The sequence below is a fragment of the Micromonospora sp. IBSANI012 genome (assembly GCF_052814045.1).
Window position 1 is genome coordinate 5,589,664 of the sequence record NZ_CP199933.1, and the last position, 20,240, is coordinate 5,609,903.

The following is a 20,240-nucleotide window of genomic DNA, read 5'->3' on the forward strand; positions in this document are numbered from 1 at the left end:
CGTTCCTGCCATGACCGGGTACGCCGACGACATCGCCCTCGCCCACCAGCTCGCGGACGCCGCCGACGCCATCTCCACGGCCCGCTTCCGCGCGCTCGACCTGCGGGTCGAGGCCAAGCCGGACCTCACCCCGGTCTCCGACGCGGACACCGCCGTGGAGCGGGAGATCCGCGCGCTGCTGGCCGACCGCCGTCCCGGCGACGGCCTGCTCGGCGAGGAGTACGGCGAGCAGCCGGCCGCCGGGCCGGGGGGTCGGCGCTGGGTGGTCGACCCGATCGACGGCACCAAGAACTTCGTCCGGGGGGTGCCGGTCTGGGCCACCCTGATCGCGCTGCTGGAGGGGGACCGTCCCGTGGTCGGGCTGGTCTCCGCCCCGGCGCTGGGCCGCCGCTGGTGGGGCGCGCTCGGCGAGGGCGCGTACGCCGGGCCGGACGCCGCCTCCGGCGCGCCGATCCGGGTCTCCGCCGTCGGCGACCTGGCCGACGCGAGCTTCTGCTACTCCTCGCTCAGCGGGTGGGAGGAGGCGGGCCGGCTGGACGGGATGCTCCAGCTGATGCGGGACACCTGGCGCAGCCGCGCGTACGGCGACTTCTACGGTTACATGCTGCTGGCCGAGGGTGCACTGGACGTCATGGTGGAGCCCGAGTTGTCGCTCTGGGACGTCGCCGCGCTGGTGCCGGTGGTGACCGAGGCCGGGGGCGTGTTCACCGATCTGTCCGGCCGTGGAGTCCCTGCTGGGGCCGGTTCCGGAGAGCACAGCGCGGTGGCCAGCAACGGGTTGCTGCACGCCGACATCCTCGCCCGGCTGGGTCGGCCAACCGCGCGCTGACCCCCGGGCACCCTCTATCCTCGCCAGGTGGTGTCCTCCGGTTGGTGCTTCCTCGCGGCCATGATCGTCGCGTACGGCTTCGCCAACATGCTGCAGTCGGTCGCCGCCGCCCGGACGACCGTGCACCACACCTTCGATCCGGGGCTGCTGCTGAAGCTGGCCGTGCACCGCACCTACCTGGTCGGTCTGCTCTGCCAGGTGACCGGGTTCGTGCTGGCCTTCCTGGCCCGCCGGGACCTGCCGTTGTTCCTGGTGCAGGCCAGCGTGGCCGCCGGGCTGGGGGTCACCGCCGTGCTGGGCGTGGTGGTGCTCAAGTGGCGGCTGCCGAAGGCGGAGGTGGCCCTGCTGGTGCTGCTGTTCGGCGGGATCACCGCGCTGGTGCTCTCCGCCCAGCCGGCGCCGTCGAAATCCCTCGGCACCGCCGGCCTGATCGCCCTCGCGGTGGCGCTGGGCGGCATCGGGGTGCTCGGCTTCTTCGCCGTCCGCCTGCACGGGCCGCCCGGGTCGGTGGCGCTCGGCTCGCTGGCCGGGATGGCGTTCTCCGCCGCCGCGGTGGCCGCCCGCCCGCTGGCGTCCGCGCCGACGGTCGAGGCGTTCGTCCAGGACCCGCTGCTCTACCTGCTGATCGCCCACTCGCTGGTCGGGCAGCTGCTGCTCGGGCTGGCGATGCAGCGCGGCTCCACCACGGCCGCCGTCGCCGCGATGGACGCCGCCGGGGCGGTGCCGGCCGCGATCGTCGGCCTGCTGCTGCTCAACGACCGGATCTGGCCGGGCCGGGAGTGGCTGGCCGCGGTCGGCTTCCTGGTCACCCTCGCCGCGGTCATCGGGCTCACCCGGTACGCCGAACCACAGCACCACCATGCCGTCGTCCGGCGGCGGGAACGGATCGCGGTCGGCGCCGGCTCCGGCCGACCACCGCTCTAGACCGGCGGTCAGGCTTCGACCGGCTTGCGCCGGAGCACCACCCGCTCGTAGAGCCGCTCCAGGGCGCTGGCGGTGCGTTCCCAGGTGTAGCTGCACCGCACCCGGTCCACCGCCGCGTGCCCGTACGCGAACCGCCCGGCGTTGTCGGCCAGCAGCCGGCGCAGCGTCACGCCCAGCGTGCGGACGTCGCCCGGGGGCACCAGCCGCCCGGTGACCTCATCGACCACCGCGTCGGCGATGCCGCCCATCGCGTACCCGACCACCGGCACGCCGCAGGCCATCGCCTCCAGCGACACGCGGCCGGCGGAGGAGTAGTGCGGGGTGCAGGCGACCACGTCGGCCGAGCGGTACCAGGTGGCCATCTGGTCGTGCGGTACCGCCCCGACCAGCTTCACCTGGTCGGCGACCCCGGTCCGCTCGGCCAGCTCGCGCAGCCGGCGGGCCTCGGCGTGGGTGGCCAGCTCCTCCGGCGGCGGGCCGCCGGCGATGACCAGCTCGGCGTCGCCCACCAGGCGCATCGCCCGGATCAGGTCCTCCTGGCCGTGACCGGGCGACAGCCCGCCGACGGAGAGGATGCGGGCCCGCTGGTCGCGGGGGGCCGCCTCGCCGTCGGGGTGGAACCGCTCGATGTCCACCCCGGCCGGGACCATCGCCACCGACGTGCGCTGCAGGCCCATCCGGGTCAGTTCGTCCACCTCGTCGTTGCACTGGGCGACCGCGATGTCCACCGCCCGGGTCAGCGCCCGCTCCAGCGGGATCCGCTCCCCCGGGCCGTCGTACTGCTGGCCGAGGTGGCGCAGCTGCTCGACGCCGAGGGAGTGGAAGGTCTGCACGACCGGGATGTCCGTCTCGCGTACCGCGTGGGCGGCGGCCAGGCCACCGATCCAGTAGTGCCCGTGCACCACCTCGGGGGTCCACTCCGCGGCCCAGCGGTCGGCCAGCCACCGGCCGAACTCCGACACGTACGGCACCAGCTCGGCGGTGGGCGTGATCCTGGCCGGCCCGACGGGCACCCGTTCGAGGCGGTAGCCGTCCACCTCGACGACCTCCGGCAGGGCGGGGTCGTCCCGGCGCTCGTAGACCCGTACGTCGTGGCCGCGCCCGGCCAGCTCGGCGGCGACCCGGGCGATGTGCTCGTGGGTGCCGACGGTGGGGGCGTCCGCATGCCGGGCCGAGCCGGCGTGCGCGCAGACGAGGCCGACGCGCATGGTCACCTCCATGCGATTCGTGAGGGATGGTCCTCCGGTCAGAGGGTCCCATTAACCCGGCCCCGGCGAGCCGAAACCTGGCAGATCGGGAGCAGTCGGAACGCTGCCGGCCAGCCGTTCCGGGCACCCGGCCAGCGAGCCGTCGGCAGGCCCCCGCCACCGGACTTTCCGCAGGTCCCAGGCGCCTTCGCGGCGGGTCTGGCGGGGCGGACGGAGGCCCGTACCCGGCCGTCCGGGGTGATCGGTTTACGCCATCGTCCAGCGGGGTGCCCGAAAGGCCGGATTGGCCCGGGATCACCCCCGGGCAGTGTCGGGGCGGGACGGCCCGACCCCGGCCTCCCGCCGACCGCCGGTGCGGCCGACCCGGCCCGGTGCCGATCCGTGCCGACCCGCCCGCATGACCCAGTCTGGTCGGGGTACCGACGAAGAATGCCGCTAACCCGCAGTCTCTCGGACGCCGTCGTGGTGGTCACCGGCGCCTCGAGCGGCATCGGCACCGCCACGGCCTACGCGCTGGCCCGCCGGGGCGCGGACATCGTCCTCGCCGCCCGCAGCGAGCCCGCCCTGGAGGACGTCGCCCGGCGCTGCCGGGAACTGGGCGGGCGGGCGCTGGCGGTGCCCACCGACGTGACCGACCCGGTGGCGGTCGAGGAACTGGCCGCCCGCGCCGCGGCCGAGTACGGCCGGATCGACGGCTGGGTGAACAACGCGGCGGTCAGCGCGGTCGGGCTCTTCGACGAGATCCCGGTGTCGGAGTTCCGCCGGGTGCTGGAGGTCAACCTGCTGGGCGCCGCCTACGGCATCCGTGCCGCGCTGCCCTGGTTGAGCCTCTCCGGCGGCGGGGTCGTGGTCAACAACGCCTCGGTGCTGGCCGAGGTGGCGATGCCCTACCAGTCGGCGTACAACGCCACCAAGCACGGCATCCGCGGGCTGGCCGACACGGTCCGGCAGGAACTGCGGGTCACCGGCCGGGGCAACATCTCGATCTGCACCGTGCTGCCGGCCACCATCGACACCCCGTTCTTCCGGCACGCCGGCAACCACACCGGGCGCGAGCTGGTCCCGCCGCCGCCGGTGTACCCGCCCGAGATGGTGGCGGAGACCATCGTCCGGCTGCTGCGCCGCCCGCGCCGGGAGGCGTACGCCGGCGGCGCGGCCCGGCTGATCGGCCTGCAGTGGCGGCTCGCGCCGGTCCTGGCCGAGCGGGTCCTCGGCTGGTACGCCCACCGGACGCAGTTCGGGCCGTCGGGCGCGGCGGACAGCACCGGCAACGTCTTCCGCGCCGACGCCGAGGCGCAGCGCGAGGGCGGCTGGCACGGCCGACGTCGGCAGGTGGTGCGGGTGACCGCCGCGTTCGGGCTGGCCGCCGCCGGCACCGCGGTCGGCACGATGGCCGCGATGACCCGCCGCTCCCGGGCGGAACGGCGATGACCGGCACGGGGCGGCCGGGTGCGCGCCCGGCCGCCGGCATGCACAATGGGACGATCATGCCGACGGACGCGCGATGCCTGGTGGAGGCGGACGAGTCGTCCGCGACCGTGCGGCTGAGCGGCGTGCTGGAGCCCGCCGCCGCCGAGCGGGTCCGCGACGCCCTGCTGGCGCGACTGAGCGACCGGCCCGGCCCGATCGTGGTCGACGTGGCGCGGCTCCGCTCCACCGACGGCAGCGCCGCGCGACTGCTGGCCGAGGTCCGCCGCGCGGTCGCCGACTGGCCCGCCGCCGACCTGCTGGTGCTCGATCCGGCCGGCACGGTCACCGGCGCCGACGCGACCGGGCTGCCGGTGTACGCGACCACCGACGAGGCGACCGCCGCGCTGGCCCGTACCCCGATGGCGGCGCTGCTCGCCGCGGACCTCGCGCCCACGGTGGGTGCCGCCCGGCAGGCCCGGGCGATGATCGCCGACGGCTGCGCCCGCTGGGGCGTGCCGCAGCTGACCGAGCCGGCGTCCATCGCGATGACCGAGATGGTCAACAACGTGGTGGCCCACGCCCGGACGCCGATGACGGTCCGGCTCGCGCCGCGGGACAGCTCGCTGCACCTCGCGGTCCGCGACCACTCCCCCGGACAGCCCGCGTACGCCGGCCTGGCTCCGCTCACCTCGACCGGCGGCCGTGGCCTGCTGCTGATCGACACGGTGGCCCGACGCTGGGGCAGCACCCCGGTGCCGAACGGCAAGGTGGTCTGGTGCGTCCTCCACGCCGAGGACGAAGCCGCGCGCCAGGGCTGACTTCTCCCCTTTCGTCCCGATTGCGGGGTCCGGCTCCGGTTACCCAGGGCATGGCAGTGGGTAGTGATCAGTCATGCGCGACGACGAGTACCCGACCCCCCTCTCCGACCCTGAGGCGGAGGGTCTGCCGCAGACCGCCGACGACGACTCCACCGCCAACGACGACGTCCTCACCGGCCGCGAGGCCGACGGCCCGGAGCCGGCCCAGTTGCCCGGCGACCGCACACCGGTCGCGGTCGACAGCTTCGGCACCACCGCCGAGGAGCAGCTCGACGGGGAGTCGCTGGACTACAAGCTCCAGCGGGAGCAGTACGAGCGCCCCGCCGACGACCCGCTGGCCGGCTCGGTCGACCCGGACATCGCCGCCGAGGCGGACAGCGACGAGGCCGCCGCCGAGGCGCAGCTCGACGCCGACGTGATGAACCCCGGTCCCACCTCGGACCCGCACTCCCCGGTCTCCATCTACGACCACGGCAAGCTGGGCACCATCGCCGACTCTCAGGTGGGCCGGCTGGTCGAACCGGACGAGGGGGCGCACACCGACCAGGAGACCGACTCGGTCGCCTACGACGCGGGCTCAGCCGGCGGCGGGGCCACCGCCGAGGAGCTGGCGATCCACGAGACCCGGCCGCCGGAGTCGCACTGACTCAGTCGTCGTCGAGCCCGCGCTCGATCGCGTAGCGCGTCAGTTCGACCCGGTTGTGCAACTGGAGCTTGCCCAGCGTGTTCTGGACGTGGTTCTGCACGGTGCGGTGCGAGAGCCCCAGCCGCTCGGCGATCTGCCGGTACGACAGCCCCTTGGCGACCAGGCGCAGTACCTCGGTCTCCCGCTCGGTGAGCCGGGGTGCCGCGTCGTCCCGGCCCGGCCGGGCCCCGCCGTCGGTGGCGCCGGCCAGCCGGCGGTACTCGCCGAGCACCAGTCCCGCCAGGCCGGGCGTGAAGACCGGCTCCCCGGCGGCGGTGCGGCGCACCGCGTCCAGGAACTCGGCCGGCGCGGCGGACTTCACCAGGTAGCCGGTGGCGCCGGCCTTCACCGCGTCCAGGACGCTCTGCTGCTCGCCGCTGGCCGAGAGCATCAGCACCCGCACCTCGGGCAGCACGGCCCGCAGGCCCCGGATCACCTCGACTCCGGAGATGTCGGGCAGCTGGAGGTCGAGCACCACCAGGTCGGGCCGGGCCGCGGCGGCCACCCGGACCGCCTGCCGCCCCTCGCCACTGGTCGCCACCACCCGGTGGCCGGCCTCGGTGAGGTCGCGGGCCACCCCCTCCCGCCACATCGGGTGGTCATCGACCACCATCACCCGTACCCCGGTCACCCGTCCTCCCTCGGTACCACCAGCTCCACCTCGGTGCCCTCCCCGGGCGCGGATACGATCCGCACCTCGCCGCCGAGGTCGGCGATCCGGCCCCGGATCGACTGGCTCATGCCCAGCCGCCCCTGCCGGGCGGCCTCGACCAGCCGGCCCTCCGGGATGCCCGGGCCGGCGTCGCGCACCGACACCGTCACCGTCTCCCCCTCGTCCTCGACCAGCACCCAGGCGCGCCCGTCGGCGTGCCGCCGCACGTTGTCCAGCGCCGCGGCGGTGGCGGCGGCCAGTTCCCGGGCCACCGGTGCGGGCAGCGGGACCGGGGTGGCCGGGGCGGAGACGGAGACCGTCGCCGAGGCGTACCGGCCGAGCAGGGCACGCAGGTCCAGGGTGCCGGTCGGCTCGTCGGCGGCGGGCGCCGGGTCGACCCCGGCGATCAGGGCGCGCAGCGCCGCCTCCTGCTCGCCGGCGAGCCGGGCCAGCTCACCGGCCTCGCCATCGAGGTGGGCGCCGCGCCGCTGCACCAGGGCCAGCACCTGGAGCACCGAGTCGTGGATGCCCCGGGCCAGCCGCTCCCGCTCCCGGGTGGCCGCCTCCAGCTGCACCGCCCGGTGCAGCCGCTCCTCGGCGGTCACCGCCAGCCGCGCGACGTGCCCGACGATCACCCCGGCGAGCAGCAGCAGGATCACCCCGGTGAGCGAGGACGGGCCGACCCGCCCCCGGCTGGCAAGGTCCGCCGCGCCGAGCGCCAGCGCCGCGACCGCGCCGCGCCGCCGCCCGCCGGAGACCGCCCAGGCCAGCACCGGGCCGGCCAGCCAGACCACGGCCAGGGTCGGCACCCCGGCGGCCAGCGCCGGGCGGCCGACCACCCACGGGGAGACGGCGAGGACGACGAGCACGACGCCCAGGTCGGCCAGGAGCAGCGGCCAGTGCCGGTTCGCCGGCCGGGCGTAGCCCGCGGCGGTCGCCCCGGACCAGGCCAGCATCGCCAGCAGGACGGCGCCGGCGGCGAGCGGGTGGGCGTACCGGTCGGCGTCGCGGAGCACCAGCAGGCAGACGTACCCCAGGGCGGCGAAGCGGAAGACGGCGATGGAACGCCACAGCGGCACCTCGAGACCACCCGGCGGCGACGGCATGGCCGTCACGATGCCACAGCCGCCGGCCGGCTCGGCGGCACCGCCGGTCGCGGGACGGAGAACCCTGACGTACGGTGGAAATGCCGCGAAACTCCGAGACCGGCTGTCGGGACAGGGCCATGACGAACGCAGATCCGCCCCCGCCGCGTACGGTTGTGCCCATCGAATCTTCCGTTCTCATCGCCGAGGCCTTCGAGCAGGCCCAGGTGACCGAGCTGCGACACTCGGTCACCTCCTGCGCGCACGCCTCGGGGCTGAGCGGCCAGCGGCTGGACGACTTCGTCCTCGCCGTCAACGAGCTGATCACCAACGCGGTCCGGCACGGCGGCGGCCGGGGCTGGCTGCGGCTGTGGCAGCGGGCCGACGAGCTGGTCTGCGAGGTCTCCGACCACGGCGCGGGAATCAGCGCGCAGCGGCTCGGCGACCACAGCCGTCCCGCGCCGGACACCGCCGGCGGGTGGGGGCTCTGGCTGGCCCGGGAGCTGAGCGACGCCATGGAGGTCGAGACCAGCCCGGCCGGCACCACGGTACGGATCAGCGCCCTGACCCGGGCGCTGCGCCGCGCGGGCGGCCCGGCCGGCGACTGATCCGGCCCGACTCAGCCGAAGAGCGCGCTGACCGACTCGCCGTTGTGGATCCGCCGCATCGCCTCGGCCAACGCGGGCGCCACCGAGAGGATCTCCAGCTTCGGCACCCGCTTTTCCGCCGGGATCGGGACCGTGTTGGTGCAGACGATCTCCAGCACCCCGTCCTCCCCGCTGAGCCGCTCCAGCGCGCCGCTGGAGAAGAGCCCGTGCGTGCAGGCGAGCCGGATCGAGCGCACGTTCCGCTCGCGCAGGTGCGCCATCAGCTCGATCACCGTGCTGCCCTTGGCGATCTCGTCGTCGAGGACGATCACGTCCCGGTCGGCCACGTCGCCGATCACCGTACTGATCTTGACCCGATCGTCGCTGAACCGCTGCTTCGCTCCGGCCGCCACCGGCGTGCCGAGCATCCGGGCGAAGGCGGCGGCCTCCTTGGCGTTGCCCAGGTCCGGCGAGACCACCACGGTGTCGGTCAGGTCGTAGCGCCGGAAGTGGCCGGCCAGCTCGCGCAGCGCGTGCAGGTGGTCGACCGGGACGCTGAAGAAGCCGTGCACCTGCGGCGAGTGCAGGGTCATCGCCAGTACCCGGTGCGCCCCGGCCGAGGTGAGCAGGTCGGCGACGAGCCGCCCGCCGATCGAGATCCGCGGGGCGTCCTTCTTGTCCGACCGGGCGTATGCGTAGTGCGGCAGCACCACGGTGATCCGGCCGGCGGACGCGCCCCGGGCCGCGTCGATCATGAGCAGCAGCTCGACCAGGTGCTCCTGGACCGGCGGCACCAGCGGCTGGATCAGGAAGACGTCGCGCTCCCGGCAGTTCGCCTGCAACTGCACCTCCAGGCAGTCGTTGGCGAACCGGGAGACCCGCACCGGGTGCAACGGGACGTCGAGGTGGGCACAGATCTCGGCGGCGAGTTCGGGATGGGCGGTTCCGCTGAACACGGCGATGTCGCGCACGGTCCAGATCGTACGGACGCCGCCGACCGGACGACGCGTGGGCGACGGCGGGTTGTCTCTTTGGGTACGGTGCCGCAATGACTGGGTCGAGTGACTACGCCCAGCGGTTGCCGGTGAGCCTCTCGTAAACGTCGACGTAGCGGGCCCGGGTCACCTCGACCACCTCGGCCGGCACCTCGGGGGCCGGGCCCTGCTTGTCCCAGCCGCTGTCGGTCGCCCAGTCCCGGACGTACTGCTTGTCGTAGGAGAACTGCACCCGGCCCGGCTGGTACGACTCGGCCGGCCAGAACCGGGACGAGTCGGAGGTCAGCAGCTCGTCGCCGAGCATCAGGGTGCCGTCCGGCGTCCAGCCCAGTTCGAGCTTGGTGTCGGCGACCAGGATGCCCCGGTCGGCGGCCAGCTCGGCGCCGCGCCGGTAGACGTCGATGGTGATCTGGCGCAGCCGCTCGGCGGTCTCCGTGCCGACCTTGTCCACCACCTCGGCGAAGGTGATCGGCTCGTCGTGCTCCCCCACCGGCGCCTTGGTCGACGGGGTGAAGATCGGCTCGGGCAGGATCGACGCCTCGACCAGGCCGCGCGGCAGCGCCACGCCGGAGACGGCGCCGGTGCGCTGGTACTCCTTCAGGCCGCCGCCGGTCAGGTAGCCGCGGGCGACGCACTCCACCGGGACCATCTCCAGCCGCCGGCAGCGGATCGCCCGGCCGGCGAACTCGGCGGGCACGTCGGTGGTCGAGATGACGTGGTTCGGCACCAGGTCGGCGAGCTGCTCGAACCACCAGACGGAGAGGGCGGTGAGCAGTCGACCCTTGTCCGGGATCGGCGTCGGCAGCACCACGTCGTAGATCGAGATGCGGTCGGAGGCGACCAGGATCAGGTCGTCGCCGTCGGCGTAGACGTCCCTGACCTTGCCCGAGTGCAGAAGTTCCACGCGCCCTAGTACATCAGACGACGTCGGGACGCCCGGTGCGGCCACCGGCCGTCCCGAGGCCGGCGGGCCCGGGACGGCTCGGCGCGTATCGATGCCGGTCAGCGCCCGGGCGGCCGTCCCCGCCGCCGCCGACCGCCCGGCGTTGACACCCGGGCGCACCGCCTGCGTGAATGGTCCGGCCCGCACCGCCGCGCACCAGGAGCCCCCCGTGCCCGCTGCCCGCCCTCCGCGCCCCCGGCCCGGCGCCGACCCGGACCGGCGGCGGCTGCTCGGCGCGCTGCTGGCCGTGCCGGCGCTCGCCACCGGCGGCCTCGCCGGGTGCAGCGACGGCCCGGCCGCCCCGGTCGACGAGAACGGGCCGATCGAGTTGTCGGTCTTCTGGTGGGGCAACACCCGGCGCGCACAGGCCACCGAGCGGGCGCTGCGGGTCTACTCCTCGCGCAACCCCCGGGTCACCTTCCGGGTCACCTGGCAGGCCGCCGGCGGCTACTACGACCGGCTCGCCACCCAGGCCGGCGGCGGCAACGTGCCGGACCTGTTCCAGGTCGACGACACAGTGCTGACCGAGTACGCGCAGCGCGCCATCGCCCTGGACCTCAGCCCGTACGCCGCGGACGGCCGGCTCGACCTCGGCGGCCTGCCGCCCGGGCTGGCCGACTACGGCCGGGTGGACGGCCGGCTGTACGGCGTCCCGGCCGCGCAGACGCACGCCGCCGTGGTCTACAACAAGGACCTGCTGCGCCGGCTCGGGGTACCCGCCCCGACGAACATGCCGTGGGCCGACTACCTGGCCTGGGCCGCGCGGGTCACCCAGGCCAGCGGCGGGCGGGTGGCCGGCACCATGGACCCGTCCGGCGACCACCGGGCGCTCTGGCTCTGGCTGCGCGGCCAGGGCGGCAAGTTCTACCAGGGGCGGCAGCTCGGGTTCAGCTCGGCGGCCCTGGTCGACTGGTTCGAACTCTGGCAGCGGGCCCGCAACGACCGGGCGACCCCGGCCGCGGCGCTGGTGGACCGGGCCGACGGCGGCGAACCGGCGCGACAGCTCGTGGTGACCGGCCACACCGCCGCCTCGTTCGCCTGGTCGCACCAGCTACCCGAACTCCAGCGCTACAGCGACGACGAGCTGGGGCTGGCCTTCTTTCCCGGGCCCCCGGCCGCCCAGTGGGACCGGGCCTCGATGTACTGGGCCGGCTTCCACGGCACCCGGCACCCGGGCGTGGTGGCCGACGTCGTCAACTTCCTCACCACCAACGTCGAGGTGAACCGGATCCTCGGCACCGACCGCGGGCTGCCCGCCGACCTGGCCGTACGGCAGGCCGTCACCCAGGCGTCCGACGATCCGGTGGTCAAGCGCGTCGCCACCCTCAGCACCGCCCTGAACGACCTGGTCGGGCCCGCCCCGGCCCCGCCGCCACGGGGGCACGCCCGGGTGCGCGCGCTGCTCTCGGCGGCGGCCCAGGACGTCCGGTCGGGCCGGGTGGGAGCGCGGGCCACGACGTCGAAGTTCATGGCGCAGGCGCAGGGGGCGCTGGCCGAGTGACCCCGGCCGGCGTCTGCCGGCCGGGGCCGACCGGATCAGCTCGGCGGACGGTTGCGGCGGTTACGCATCAGCCGCAGCACCAGGAACACGATCAACCCCACCACGACGAGGCAGCACAGCAGGCCCAGGATGCCGCCACCGCCCCGGGACCTGCGCCGTGCCGCCTCCACCACCAGCTCGCCCTGGCCCGTGGACGCCCAGGCCGCGACCGGCACGAAGACCGAGAGCACGACCGCACCGAGGACCGCGCTCAGCCGGCCCCACCACCTGTTCCAAGATGACATGACCCCATCCTGACCGAGGCGGGCAAGCGGGGCACGCCGGACGGATGGGAAACCCCCGGCGGGCGGAAACGGCGAAGGCCCCGGAGCTGGGCTCCGGGGCCTTCGAACGAGTAGCGGGGACAGGATTTGAACCTGCGACCTCTGGGTTATGAGCCCAGCGAGCTACCGAGCTGCTCCACCCCGCGTCGACTCCATAAGCCTAGCGCATCCCCGGGACCGAGATCAGCCGGGTCCCGGATCGGCCACCGGGGCCGCACCGGCGCCGGCCACCGGGGCCGTTCGGGTGGGGAACCACCGGAGCCGCTCGGGCGCGGAAAAGGCGAACGGCCCGAGGATCAGATCCTCGGGCCGTTCGTCGTGGTAGCGGGGACAGGATTTGAACCTGCGACCTCTGGGTTATGAGCCCAGCGAGCTACCGAGCTGCTCCACCCCGCGTCGGCTCGTTAACCGTAGCGTACGGGGCCCCGGACCCGCAAAACGGGCCCGGGGCGCACTCAGCGCAACCAGTTGCGGATCGCCAGCACCGCCCGCCGGCTGTCCGCGTCGACCTGCGGCTTCGGGCTGGAACTGCCCTCCCAGCCCTGCTCCCAGAGCACCGTCACCACGCTCCCGATCCGGATGGCCCGGATCAGCCGGACCTCCTCGTCGCCGGTCGGCTGGTCGTTGACGTCGAGGAAGGGCTTGCGCATCTCGAACAGCACCGACTCGTCGCCGTAGCCGCCGCTGGGCAGCAGCTTCTGCCGGGACGTCACGTTGCCGACCGGCTGCTCGGGGCAGTTACGCACCGCGTCGCGCAGTTCGTCGAGCGCGGCGGCGGCCTTACCGTCGCGGTAGATGGTGATGCTGTGCCGGTAGACACCGTCCGGGATGTTCCCCTCCGGCGTGCCGGCCAGCTTGAACGGCACCGTCCGGACGCGCTGCCGCACCGTCCCCGACGCGCCCGGCTCCGCCCCGCAGAGCGCGGGCAGCACCTGACCCTCGCCGAACCGGGACCCTGCCCCGGTGTCGTTCGCCGCCGCCAGCGCGAAGAAGGCCGAATCGGGGATCGAGGTCGGCGTCCGGACCGGCGGCGGGACGCCGACGCGCGTCGGTGACGTCGACGTCGGCTGCCCCGACGCCGACCCGCTCGGGCCGGGCGAGGTCGCCGACGGGGTGGGCGTCGGGTCCGCCGGCACAGGCGAGGGCGGGGCCGGGGTGTCGGCGGGCGGCCCGACCCGGGTGTCCGGGCCGGCCACGAGGACGAACTGGGCGCCGACGGCCGTCCCGCCGACCAGCGCCGCCGCGGTCAGCACCCCCAGCGCGGCCCGGGTCCGCGCCCGGCGGTCGGCGTACCGGCGCACCAGGTCGGGCGCCGCCAGGCCGCGTGGGTCGGTGTCCTCGGCGAGTGAGCGGTAGAAACCGGTCAGTTCACGCGACATCGTTGACCTCCAGCTCCTCGGACGCGACCCCGGGCAGCAGCTCGGCCAGCCTCGTCCTGCCCCGGGACAGCCAGGACTTCACGGTGCCGGTGGGCACCCGCGTCTCGCGGGCGATCTCCGCCACCGGCATGTCGAACAGGTAGTGCAGGGCCAGCGCCTGCCGTTGGTTCGCCGGCAACTGCCGCAGGGCCGCGACCAGCAGGACGGTGTCCTCGCCCGGTGGCCGTACGTCCTCGGGTAAGCCGGTGCGGCTGACCGCCGTGCGCCAGCCGCGCAGCCGGCGGAACCGGTCGGTGGCCAGGCGGCTGACCACCAGCCGCAGCCACGCCTCCGGCGCCGGGTGGGTGGCCAGGTTGCCCCACTGCCGCCAGGCCCGGGCGTACGCCTCCTGCACGAGGTCCTGCGCCTCGCCGTGGTCACCCGCCACCGCGTGGCCGTACCGCAGCGTCCGCCCGGACGTGCTCCGGTAGAACTCGTCGAAGCTCTGCGCATCCCTCATGCTCACACCACGTCTCCCCGTTTCCCCACCTGCTGACAAGACGGTGGACGGGGCCGATCGGTTGCGGGCAACGGGTCGGAAAAGCGACAAGCCCGCGACCGGAGGACCGGCAGGTCCTCGGGTCGCGGGCCGGTCGGGTCGCCCGCGCTGCGGCTCAGCCGCTCGGCGTCGGTGACGGCGCGGACGGGCTGCCGCTCGGCGTCGGGGCCGGCCCGGCGGTCTGCTGCGCCTGCTGGAAGGCGGTCATCGCCTCGTCCAGCGCCTTGAGCGCCCGGCCGTACCGCTCGAAGTCGCCGGACGTCTGCGCGGCCTTGACCTCGACGATCGCCGTCTGCACCCGCTCCGCCGCGGCGGCCAGCTCACCGGTCAGCGGCGGCGGGGTGCCGCCCGGGGGCGGCGGCGGGGTGCCGCCGGGCGGCGGCGTCGTGCCCTGCCCGGCCCGTTTGCCCTGGTCGACGAGCTGCTTGATGCCGTCGGTGAGGTTGTCGGCCAGCGCCACGTAGGAACCGCCGTCGCCGTACGAGAGCAGCACCTTCTGCAGCAGCGGGTACGCGTCCTGCTGGTTGCTCTTCACGTAGACCGGCTCGACGTAGAGCATCCCGTCGCCGAACGGCAGCGACAGCAGGTTGCCGTACTGCACCTGGGCCTGGTTGGAGGAGAGCAGGTTGAGCTGCTGCCGGATATTGGCGTTGTTGGTCATCTGCTGGTGCACCTGGACCGGCCCGGAGACCCGGGTCTGGTCCGGCAGCTCCCACACCTCCAGCTTGGGCTGACCGTCGATGTACGACCCGGAGATCAGCGCGGCGAGGTTCTGCCGCCCGTTCGGGGTGACCGCCGCGGTGATCTGGAAGCGCGGCTCCACCTGCCCGGGGAACTGGGTGAACAGGTAGTACGGCGGCTGCTTCTGCCCGCTGTCCGGCGCGTCCGGCACATTCGGCACCTGCCAGAAGTCCTGGCCGGAGTAGAAGTCGCCGGGGTCGGTCACGTGGAACTTGGTGAGCAGGTTCCGCTGCACCTTGAACATGTCGGCCGGGTAGCGGAAGTGCTCGGCCAGCTCCGCCGGGATGGCGTTCTTCGGCAGCACCAGGTCCCCGCCGAACGCCTTGTTCCAGGCCTTGAGCACCGGGTCGGTCTCGTCGAACTCGTAGAGCCGCACCGTGCCGTCGTACGCGTCGACGGTGGCCTTCACCGAGTTGCGCATGTAGTTGACGTTCTCCCGGGCCAGCTGGAACGTGCCCCGGTTGGTCAGCTCGTCGGCGGTCTCGGTCTGCAGGTTGACCCGCTCGGCGTACGGGTACGTCGCCGCGGTGGTGTAGCCGTCGACGATCCACTGGATCCGGCCGCCCACCACCGCCGGGTACGGGTCGCCGTCGAGGGTGAGGAAGGGGGCGACCTTCTCCACCCGGTCGCGCGGGTTGCGCACGTACAGCAGCCGCGAGTTGTCGTTGACCGCCTCGGAGAGCAGGAAGTTCGACTCCTGCTCCTTGATGGAGTAGAGCAGCCGGCGGGTGAACGAGCCGATCTCGACGCCGCCCTCACCGGTGTAGGTGTAGTACTGCTCGCCGCCGGTGGTCGGGGTGGGCCGGTCGAACTCGGCGTTGCGGGTCTTGTCGGCCTGCCCGACGATCGCGTAGTCGTCCTCCTCCATCCGCTCGCCGTAGTAGATCCGCGGCTGGGTGGCCGGGATCTGCTCGGCCTGCGAGGAGCACGCCTCCTGCGCCTTCTCACCGAGGAAGCCGGAGACGAAGTACGGCTGGCCGCCGCAGACCACCTGGTTGGCCGGGGCCGCGACGAGGCCGTACCCGTGGGTGAAGACGGTGTGCCGGTTGATCCAGTTGTTCTGGGTCAGTTCGCCGTAGTTGATCTCACGGACGCCGACCACGTAGTCGGAGGTCTTGTTCGCCACCGAGTACCGGTCGATGTCGAGCTTCGGCCCGAAGTCGTAGAAGCCGCGGACCTGCTGGAGCTGCGTGTACGTCTCGGAGACCAGCTGCGGGTCGAGCAGCCGGACGTTCGGCACCACCGAGGTGTCGGTGGCCAGGCTCGCCGGTGGGGTGAGGTTGTTCGCCGCGTACCCGGTGGTCTTCGTGTCGCCCAACCCGAACGCGGCCCGGGTGGCCCCGATGCTGCGTTCGATGTACGGCGCCTCCTTGTCCCGGGCGCTCGGCTTGACCTCGAAGGTCTGCACCGCCCACGGGTAGATGCCGCCGATCGCGACGGCGGAGACGCCGAGCAGGGCCAGCGCGATGCCCGGCCAGACCAGGTTCCGCATCACCGCGTTGGAGAAGACGATGATGGCGATCGCCACCACCACCGAGATGTACGCCAGGATCTCCTTGGCCGGCAGCAGCGCGTTGACGTCGGCGTAGCCGGCGCCGTAGAGCTTGGCGCCCTCGTTGTACTCCAGCAGCATCGCCCGCCGGTCCAGCACGTACGCGATGGCCTTGAGCAGCACGAAGACGGCGACCAGCGTGCTGAGGTGGGCCCGCGCGGCGTTGGTCATCCGGTCACCGACGCCCTGCAGCCGCACGCCGCCGAAGATGTAGTGCACGGCCAGCGCGCCGAGCAGCGCCAGCACCACCGCGGTGAAGCCGACGCCGAGCAGGTACCGCCAGAAGGGCAGCTGGAAGACGTAGAAGCCGACGTCGACGCCGAACTCCGGGTCCTTGACGCCGAAGTCGCCGCCGTTGCGGAAGAGCAGCCACTGGTTCCACCGGCTCTGCGCGGAGAGGCCGGCGAAGAGCCCGAGCACGGCCGCGGTCAGGCTGATCCAGGTGCCGATCCGGGGCGTGAGCAGCAGCCGGTAGCGCTCCAGGGTGGCCTGCTCCAGCGAGTGCGGCCGCAGCGCCGGTCGCAGCCGGTACGCCAGCCAGAGGTTGCCGCCCACGAAGAGCGCCAACCCCACGCCGATGGTGAGGAAGAGCAGCAGCCGAGTGACCAGCACGCCGGTGAAGACCTGGGTGTAGCGGACCTCTTCGAACCAGAGCCAGTCCGTCCAGGCCTGGACACCCCAGCCGAGCAGGGTGAAGAGCACGAACACCCCGACCAGAACGCCGATGGTGACGCGTCCGCGCCGGCTCATCCTCGGCAGGGGGCTGCTACGCATGACCACTGTTGGCTCCGCACGCTCGATGTGATCGGCTCCGGACAGGCACCCAGAGTACGGGGTGTTCCTGAACGTGGCGGTCCAAGGTCACGGCGGGCTGTCGCGGCGTCCGGGATCAGCAGTGGATCGGCTGCCCGCCCGACCGCAGCGTCTCCAGCGCCGTCAATGCCTCGTCGAGCGAGCCGACCTTGATCAGGGGCAGGTCGGGCTGCGGATTGCGGACCGCCTCGGCGCAGTTGTCCGCCGGCACCAGGAAAACCTTCGCCCCGGCCTTCTTCGCCCCGACGAGCTTCTGCGCGATCCCGCCGATCGGACCGACCCGGCCCTCGTCGTCGATGGTGCCGGTGCCGGCGATGACCTTCCCGCCGGTCAGGTCGGCCGGTTCGAGCTTGTCCACGATGCCGAGGGCGAACATCAGCCCGGCGCTCGGTCCGCCGATGTTGGCCAGGTCGATCTTCAGCGTGAACGGGTGCGGCTGCCGCTGCTCCGGCACCAGCCCGACGCGCGGCCGGCCGTCCTGCTCCCGGCTGGTCACCGTGGCCGTGCCGGCCACGCCGTCGCGGGTGTAGCCGATCCGCAGCGCGGTGCCGGCCGGCTTCGCCCGGACCAGCTCCACCAGCTTGGTCGCCGTGGTCACCTTGACCCCGTCGACCGTGGTGATCACGTCGCCGGCCTTGAGCACGCCCGCCGACGGCCCGTCGGAGGCGACCTCCTTGGCCACCACCTGCACCGGGTAGCCGAGTTCCACCAGCGCGGCGGTCTCGGCGCTGGTCTGCGAGTTCTGGAAGTCCTCGGCGTTGCGCTTCTCCACCTCCTCCTGGCTCTCGTTCGGCGGGTAGACCAGCTCGCGCGGCACCACCGCCTCGTCCGCGGAGAGCCAGCCGGCGATCGCCGCACGCAGCTTGACCGAGGGCTGCACCCCCACCGTGGTCATCCGCAGCTGGCCGGCGGAGTTGGACGTCGACCGGCCGGTGACCTGGATGACCTCCTTGCCGTCGGAGGTGCCGAGGGTGTTCACGGTCGGCCCCGGGCCGAGCACCACGTACGGGATGGGCGCGCCGAGCACGCCGATGCTGAGCAGAGTGGTGAGCAGAGCACCGAGGAGGACGGTCACGCCGCGACGTCTCATGCGGCAGAGCGTACCGATTCAGGTGGTGCCGCCCGGTCGGCCGAGGCCGACTTCGCCCTCAGCGCAACGACAGCGAGGGCGACCTGGGGCGCGGCGCGCGTACCGTAGACGTCGTGCCTGATATTCCGTTCGGTTTCGCGCTCCCGGGTGGGCAACCACCAGACCCCAACGATCCCGCGCAGATGCAGCAGTTCATGTCGCAGTTGCAGCACCTGCTCTCCGCGTCGGGCAGCGGGCCGGTCAACTGGGACCTGGCCCGGCAGGTGGCCGCCAGCCAGCTCGCCGCCGCGGGCGACCCGGCGGTGTCGCCGTACGAGCGGCACGCGGTGGAGGAGGCGCTGCGCATCGCCGACCTCTGGCTGGAGCCGGCCTCCGCGCTGCCGTCCGGCATCCGCACCTCGGTCGCGTGGAACCGCAACGAGTGGATCTACAAGACCCTCGACGTCTGGCGCAAGCTCTGCGACCCGGTGGCCAGCCGGATGGTCGGCGCGATGGGCGACCTGGTGCCGCCGGAGGCGCGGGCCCAGCTCGGCCCGATGCAGTCGATGGTGGCGACGCTGGGCGGGGCGCTCTTCGGCGGGCAGCTCGGCCAGGCGCTCGGCTCGCTCGCCGCCGAGGTGCTCTCGGCCGGCGACATCGGCCTGCCGCTGGGCCCGGCCGGCACCGCCGCGCTCGTCCCGGCCAACATCCGGGCGTACGGCGAGGGCCTGGAGCTGCCCGAGGACGAGGTACGCCTCTACGTCGCCCTGCGCGAGGCCGCCCACCAGCGGCTCTTCGAGCACGTCCCGTGGCTGCGCGGGCACGTGCTGACCGCGGTCGAGAACTACGCCTCCGGCATCCGGGTCAACCGGGAGGCGATCGAGGAGGCGATGGGCCGGGTCGACCCGACCGACCCGGAGTCGATGCAGGCCATCGCCCTGGAGGGCATCTTCACGCCGGAGGACACCCCGGCGCAGAAGGCGTCCCTGGCCCGCCTGGAGACGGTGCTCGCGCTGGTCGAGGGCTGGGTCTGCCACGTCGTCGACAACGCCGCCGGCGAGCGGCTGCCCAACGTGGTCCGCCTCGGCGAGGCGTTCCGTCGCCGCCGGGCCGCCGGCGGTCCGGCCGAGCAGACCTTCGCCGCGCTGGTCGGGCTGGAGCTGCGACCGCGTCGGCTGCGCGAGGCGTCGGCGCTCTGGGCCGCGCTCACCACGCACCGGGGCATCTCCGGCCGGGACGCGGTCTGGGGCCACCCCGACCTGCTCCCCTCCGACGACGACTTCGCCGACCCGGTGGCCTTCGCGACCGCCCAGCTCGACCTCGACGACGAGCTGGCGAACTTCGACTTCACCGCGCCGGGTGGCCCGGAGGAGCAGGCGCCGGGCGGCGACACCCCGCCCCGCTCCGACGACTCCGGGGACGACTCCGACAAGTCCTGATCCGCACCGCACCGGCCGGGCCGCGCCCCACGCGCGCCCGGCCGGCGGCGTCTGCACGTCCGGTGGGTCGCCCACCGGCTTCAGGTCAGCTTCGGCGGGCCGGGCCGGAGAGGATGGCCCGGGTGGCCTCCCAGCCCTCGACCGCCGGGTTCAGGGCGGCCAGGTCGGCCGGGCCGCGCAGCCGCCGCCAGGCGGGAGTGACCGCCACGTCGCCCGGGGCCGGCGCCGCGCGGCGCACGTCCGCCGGCACCGCCGCGTCGAGGTCCAGCGCCGGCAACCATCCGGGTACGGGCAGCCGGGTCGCCACCCCGAGCAGGCCGGGCCCCTCCCCCTCGACCGGGGCGACCGCCACGGGCCGGCTGGTGAGCGGCCGGAGCAGCTTGCCCAGGGTCAGGCCGGGCAGGTCCGGGGCGTCGGCGGCAACCACGGCCGCCTGGTCGTACCCGGTCAGCGCGGCCAGTACGGCGTTCACCGTGGGCCCGGCCACCTCGTGCACGGCGGTACCCGGCCAGATCACGGCGTCGGCGAGCCAGCGGTCCGCCGGGGTGACCGCCACCGCGGTCTCCACCTCGCTGAGCGTGGCGAGCATGTCGACGGTGTCCTCAGCCAGCGCGGTACGCCAGTCCACCGGATCGATTCCCGGCGGTGCCCAGGTCACCGGGCCGAGCAACGCCACCACCACACGTCGGGTCACCCTCCGACCCTAGCGTCCGGGGTGATCGACTCCGGGTCGCCGCAATGGCGGTATC

The 20,240-nt window shown here is 73.9% G+C and carries 19 protein-coding genes and 2 tRNA genes; 8 read left to right on the top strand and 13 right to left on the bottom strand.

All coding sequences use genetic code 11. The features are described from left to right. Positions 1-10: 10 nt before the first annotated feature. Both hisN and ACTWM8_RS25815 read left to right on the top strand, forming a co-directional pair. On the top strand, positions 11-829 hold the full coding sequence (gene hisN / locus ACTWM8_RS25810; protein ID WP_446211248.1) for a histidinol-phosphatase: 819 nt from the start codon (positions 11-13) through the stop codon (positions 827-829). Between the two features lie 60 nt (positions 830-889). Beyond that, entirely contained in the window at positions 890-1,753 is an 864-nt protein-coding gene (locus ACTWM8_RS25815; RefSeq protein ID WP_446214682.1) for a hypothetical protein, read from the top strand. Positions 1,754-1,761: 8 nt separating this feature from the next. Here ACTWM8_RS25815 and ACTWM8_RS25820 read toward each other — a convergent pair whose 3' ends face one another. Continuing rightward, entirely contained in the window at positions 1,762-2,961 is a 1,200-nt protein-coding gene (locus ACTWM8_RS25820) for a glycosyltransferase (RefSeq protein WP_446211249.1), read from the bottom strand. A 429-nt stretch (positions 2,962-3,390) separates the two neighbouring features. Here ACTWM8_RS25820 and ACTWM8_RS25825 point away from each other — a divergent pair, with 429 nt between their 5' ends. From ACTWM8_RS25825 to ACTWM8_RS25835, 3 genes are all read left to right on the top strand, one after another. After that, complete coding sequence (locus ACTWM8_RS25825) at positions 3,391-4,392, top strand: SDR family oxidoreductase (protein ID WP_446211250.1); 1,002 nt, start codon at positions 3,391-3,393, stop codon at positions 4,390-4,392. Positions 4,393-4,448: 56 nt separating this feature from the next. Then, positions 4,449-5,189: an ATP-binding protein gene (locus tag ACTWM8_RS25830; RefSeq protein ID WP_446211251.1), complete on the top strand. Its 741-nt coding sequence runs from the start codon at positions 4,449-4,451 to the stop codon at positions 5,187-5,189. A 73-nt stretch (positions 5,190-5,262) separates the two neighbouring features. Beyond that, positions 5,263-5,835, top strand: coding sequence for a DUF5709 domain-containing protein (locus ACTWM8_RS25835; protein WP_446211252.1), 573 nt, complete (start codon positions 5,263-5,265; stop codon positions 5,833-5,835). A gap of 1 nt (position 5,836) precedes the next feature. Here ACTWM8_RS25835 and ACTWM8_RS25840 read toward each other — a convergent pair whose 3' ends face one another. Then, entirely contained in the window at positions 5,837-6,487 is a 651-nt protein-coding gene (locus tag ACTWM8_RS25840) for a response regulator (RefSeq protein ID WP_446214683.1), read from the bottom strand. 14 nt (positions 6,488-6,501) lie between these two features. Further along, positions 6,502-7,632 carry a MacS family sensor histidine kinase gene (macS, locus tag ACTWM8_RS25845; RefSeq protein WP_446211253.1) on the bottom strand — a complete coding sequence of 377 codons (1,131 nt, stop codon included), beginning with the start codon at positions 7,630-7,632 and terminating at the stop codon, positions 6,502-6,504. A 119-nt stretch (positions 7,633-7,751) separates the two neighbouring features. Between macS and ACTWM8_RS25850 the strand changes: the two genes are divergently transcribed. After that, entirely contained in the window at positions 7,752-8,219 is a 468-nt protein-coding gene (locus ACTWM8_RS25850) for an ATP-binding protein (RefSeq protein WP_446211254.1), read from the top strand. A gap of 11 nt (positions 8,220-8,230) precedes the next feature. On the opposite strand, the gene ACTWM8_RS25855 is transcribed toward ACTWM8_RS25850, so the two are convergent. Together ACTWM8_RS25855 and ACTWM8_RS25860 are read right to left on the bottom strand one after the other, a co-directional pair. After that, positions 8,231-9,169 carry a ribose-phosphate diphosphokinase gene (locus tag ACTWM8_RS25855; protein WP_446211255.1) on the bottom strand — a complete coding sequence of 313 codons (939 nt, stop codon included), beginning with the start codon at positions 9,167-9,169 and terminating at the stop codon, positions 8,231-8,233. A gap of 94 nt (positions 9,170-9,263) precedes the next feature. Further along, entirely contained in the window at positions 9,264-10,097 is an 834-nt protein-coding gene (locus ACTWM8_RS25860) for a phosphoribosylaminoimidazolesuccinocarboxamide synthase (protein ID WP_446211256.1), read from the bottom strand. Between the two features lie 208 nt (positions 10,098-10,305). On the opposite strand from ACTWM8_RS25860, the gene ACTWM8_RS25865 reads away from it, so the two are divergent. After that, positions 10,306-11,637 carry an ABC transporter substrate-binding protein gene (locus ACTWM8_RS25865; protein ID WP_446211257.1) on the top strand — a complete coding sequence of 444 codons (1,332 nt, stop codon included), beginning with the start codon at positions 10,306-10,308 and terminating at the stop codon, positions 11,635-11,637. 35 nt (positions 11,638-11,672) lie between these two features. Here ACTWM8_RS25865 and ACTWM8_RS25870 read toward each other — a convergent pair whose 3' ends face one another. From ACTWM8_RS25870 to ACTWM8_RS25900, 7 genes are all read right to left on the bottom strand, one after another. Next, positions 11,673-11,921, bottom strand: a complete 249-nt coding sequence (locus ACTWM8_RS25870) for a hypothetical protein (protein WP_088960458.1) — start codon at positions 11,919-11,921, stop codon at positions 11,673-11,675. Positions 11,922-12,032: 111 nt separating this feature from the next. Next, positions 12,033-12,106: transfer RNA gene (locus tag ACTWM8_RS25875), tRNA-Met, on the bottom strand. A 173-nt stretch (positions 12,107-12,279) separates the two neighbouring features. Then, positions 12,280-12,356 (bottom strand) — tRNA-Met (locus ACTWM8_RS25880). A gap of 59 nt (positions 12,357-12,415) precedes the next feature. Further along, the gene (locus ACTWM8_RS25885) at positions 12,416-13,339 is read right to left on the bottom strand and encodes a hypothetical protein (protein ID WP_446211258.1); all 924 of its coding nucleotides are present in this window, start codon (positions 13,337-13,339) and stop codon (positions 12,416-12,418) included. Beyond that, positions 13,329-13,838: a SigE family RNA polymerase sigma factor gene (locus tag ACTWM8_RS25890; protein ID WP_446211259.1), complete on the bottom strand. Its 510-nt coding sequence runs from the start codon at positions 13,836-13,838 to the stop codon at positions 13,329-13,331. Before ACTWM8_RS25890 ends, ACTWM8_RS25885 begins: the two co-directional genes overlap by 11 nt. Positions 13,839-13,992: 154 nt before the next feature. Further along, entirely contained in the window at positions 13,993-16,944 is a 2,952-nt protein-coding gene (locus tag ACTWM8_RS25895) for a UPF0182 family membrane protein (RefSeq protein ID WP_446211260.1), read from the bottom strand. 115 nt (positions 16,945-17,059) lie between these two features. Further along, positions 17,060-18,073, bottom strand: coding sequence for a YlbL family protein (locus tag ACTWM8_RS25900; protein ID WP_446211261.1), 1,014 nt, complete (start codon positions 18,071-18,073; stop codon positions 17,060-17,062). A 182-nt stretch (positions 18,074-18,255) separates the two neighbouring features. Between ACTWM8_RS25900 and ACTWM8_RS25905 the strand changes: the two genes are divergently transcribed. Continuing rightward, a complete protein-coding gene (locus ACTWM8_RS25905; RefSeq protein ID WP_446211262.1) occupies positions 18,256-19,491 on the top strand; it encodes a zinc-dependent metalloprotease in 1,236 nt (411 codons plus the stop codon). Positions 19,492-19,576: 85 nt separating this feature from the next. Here ACTWM8_RS25905 and ACTWM8_RS25910 read toward each other — a convergent pair whose 3' ends face one another. Next, positions 19,577-20,185, bottom strand: coding sequence for a hypothetical protein (locus tag ACTWM8_RS25910; protein ID WP_446211263.1), 609 nt, complete (start codon positions 20,183-20,185; stop codon positions 19,577-19,579). Positions 20,186-20,240 lie beyond the last annotated feature (55 nt).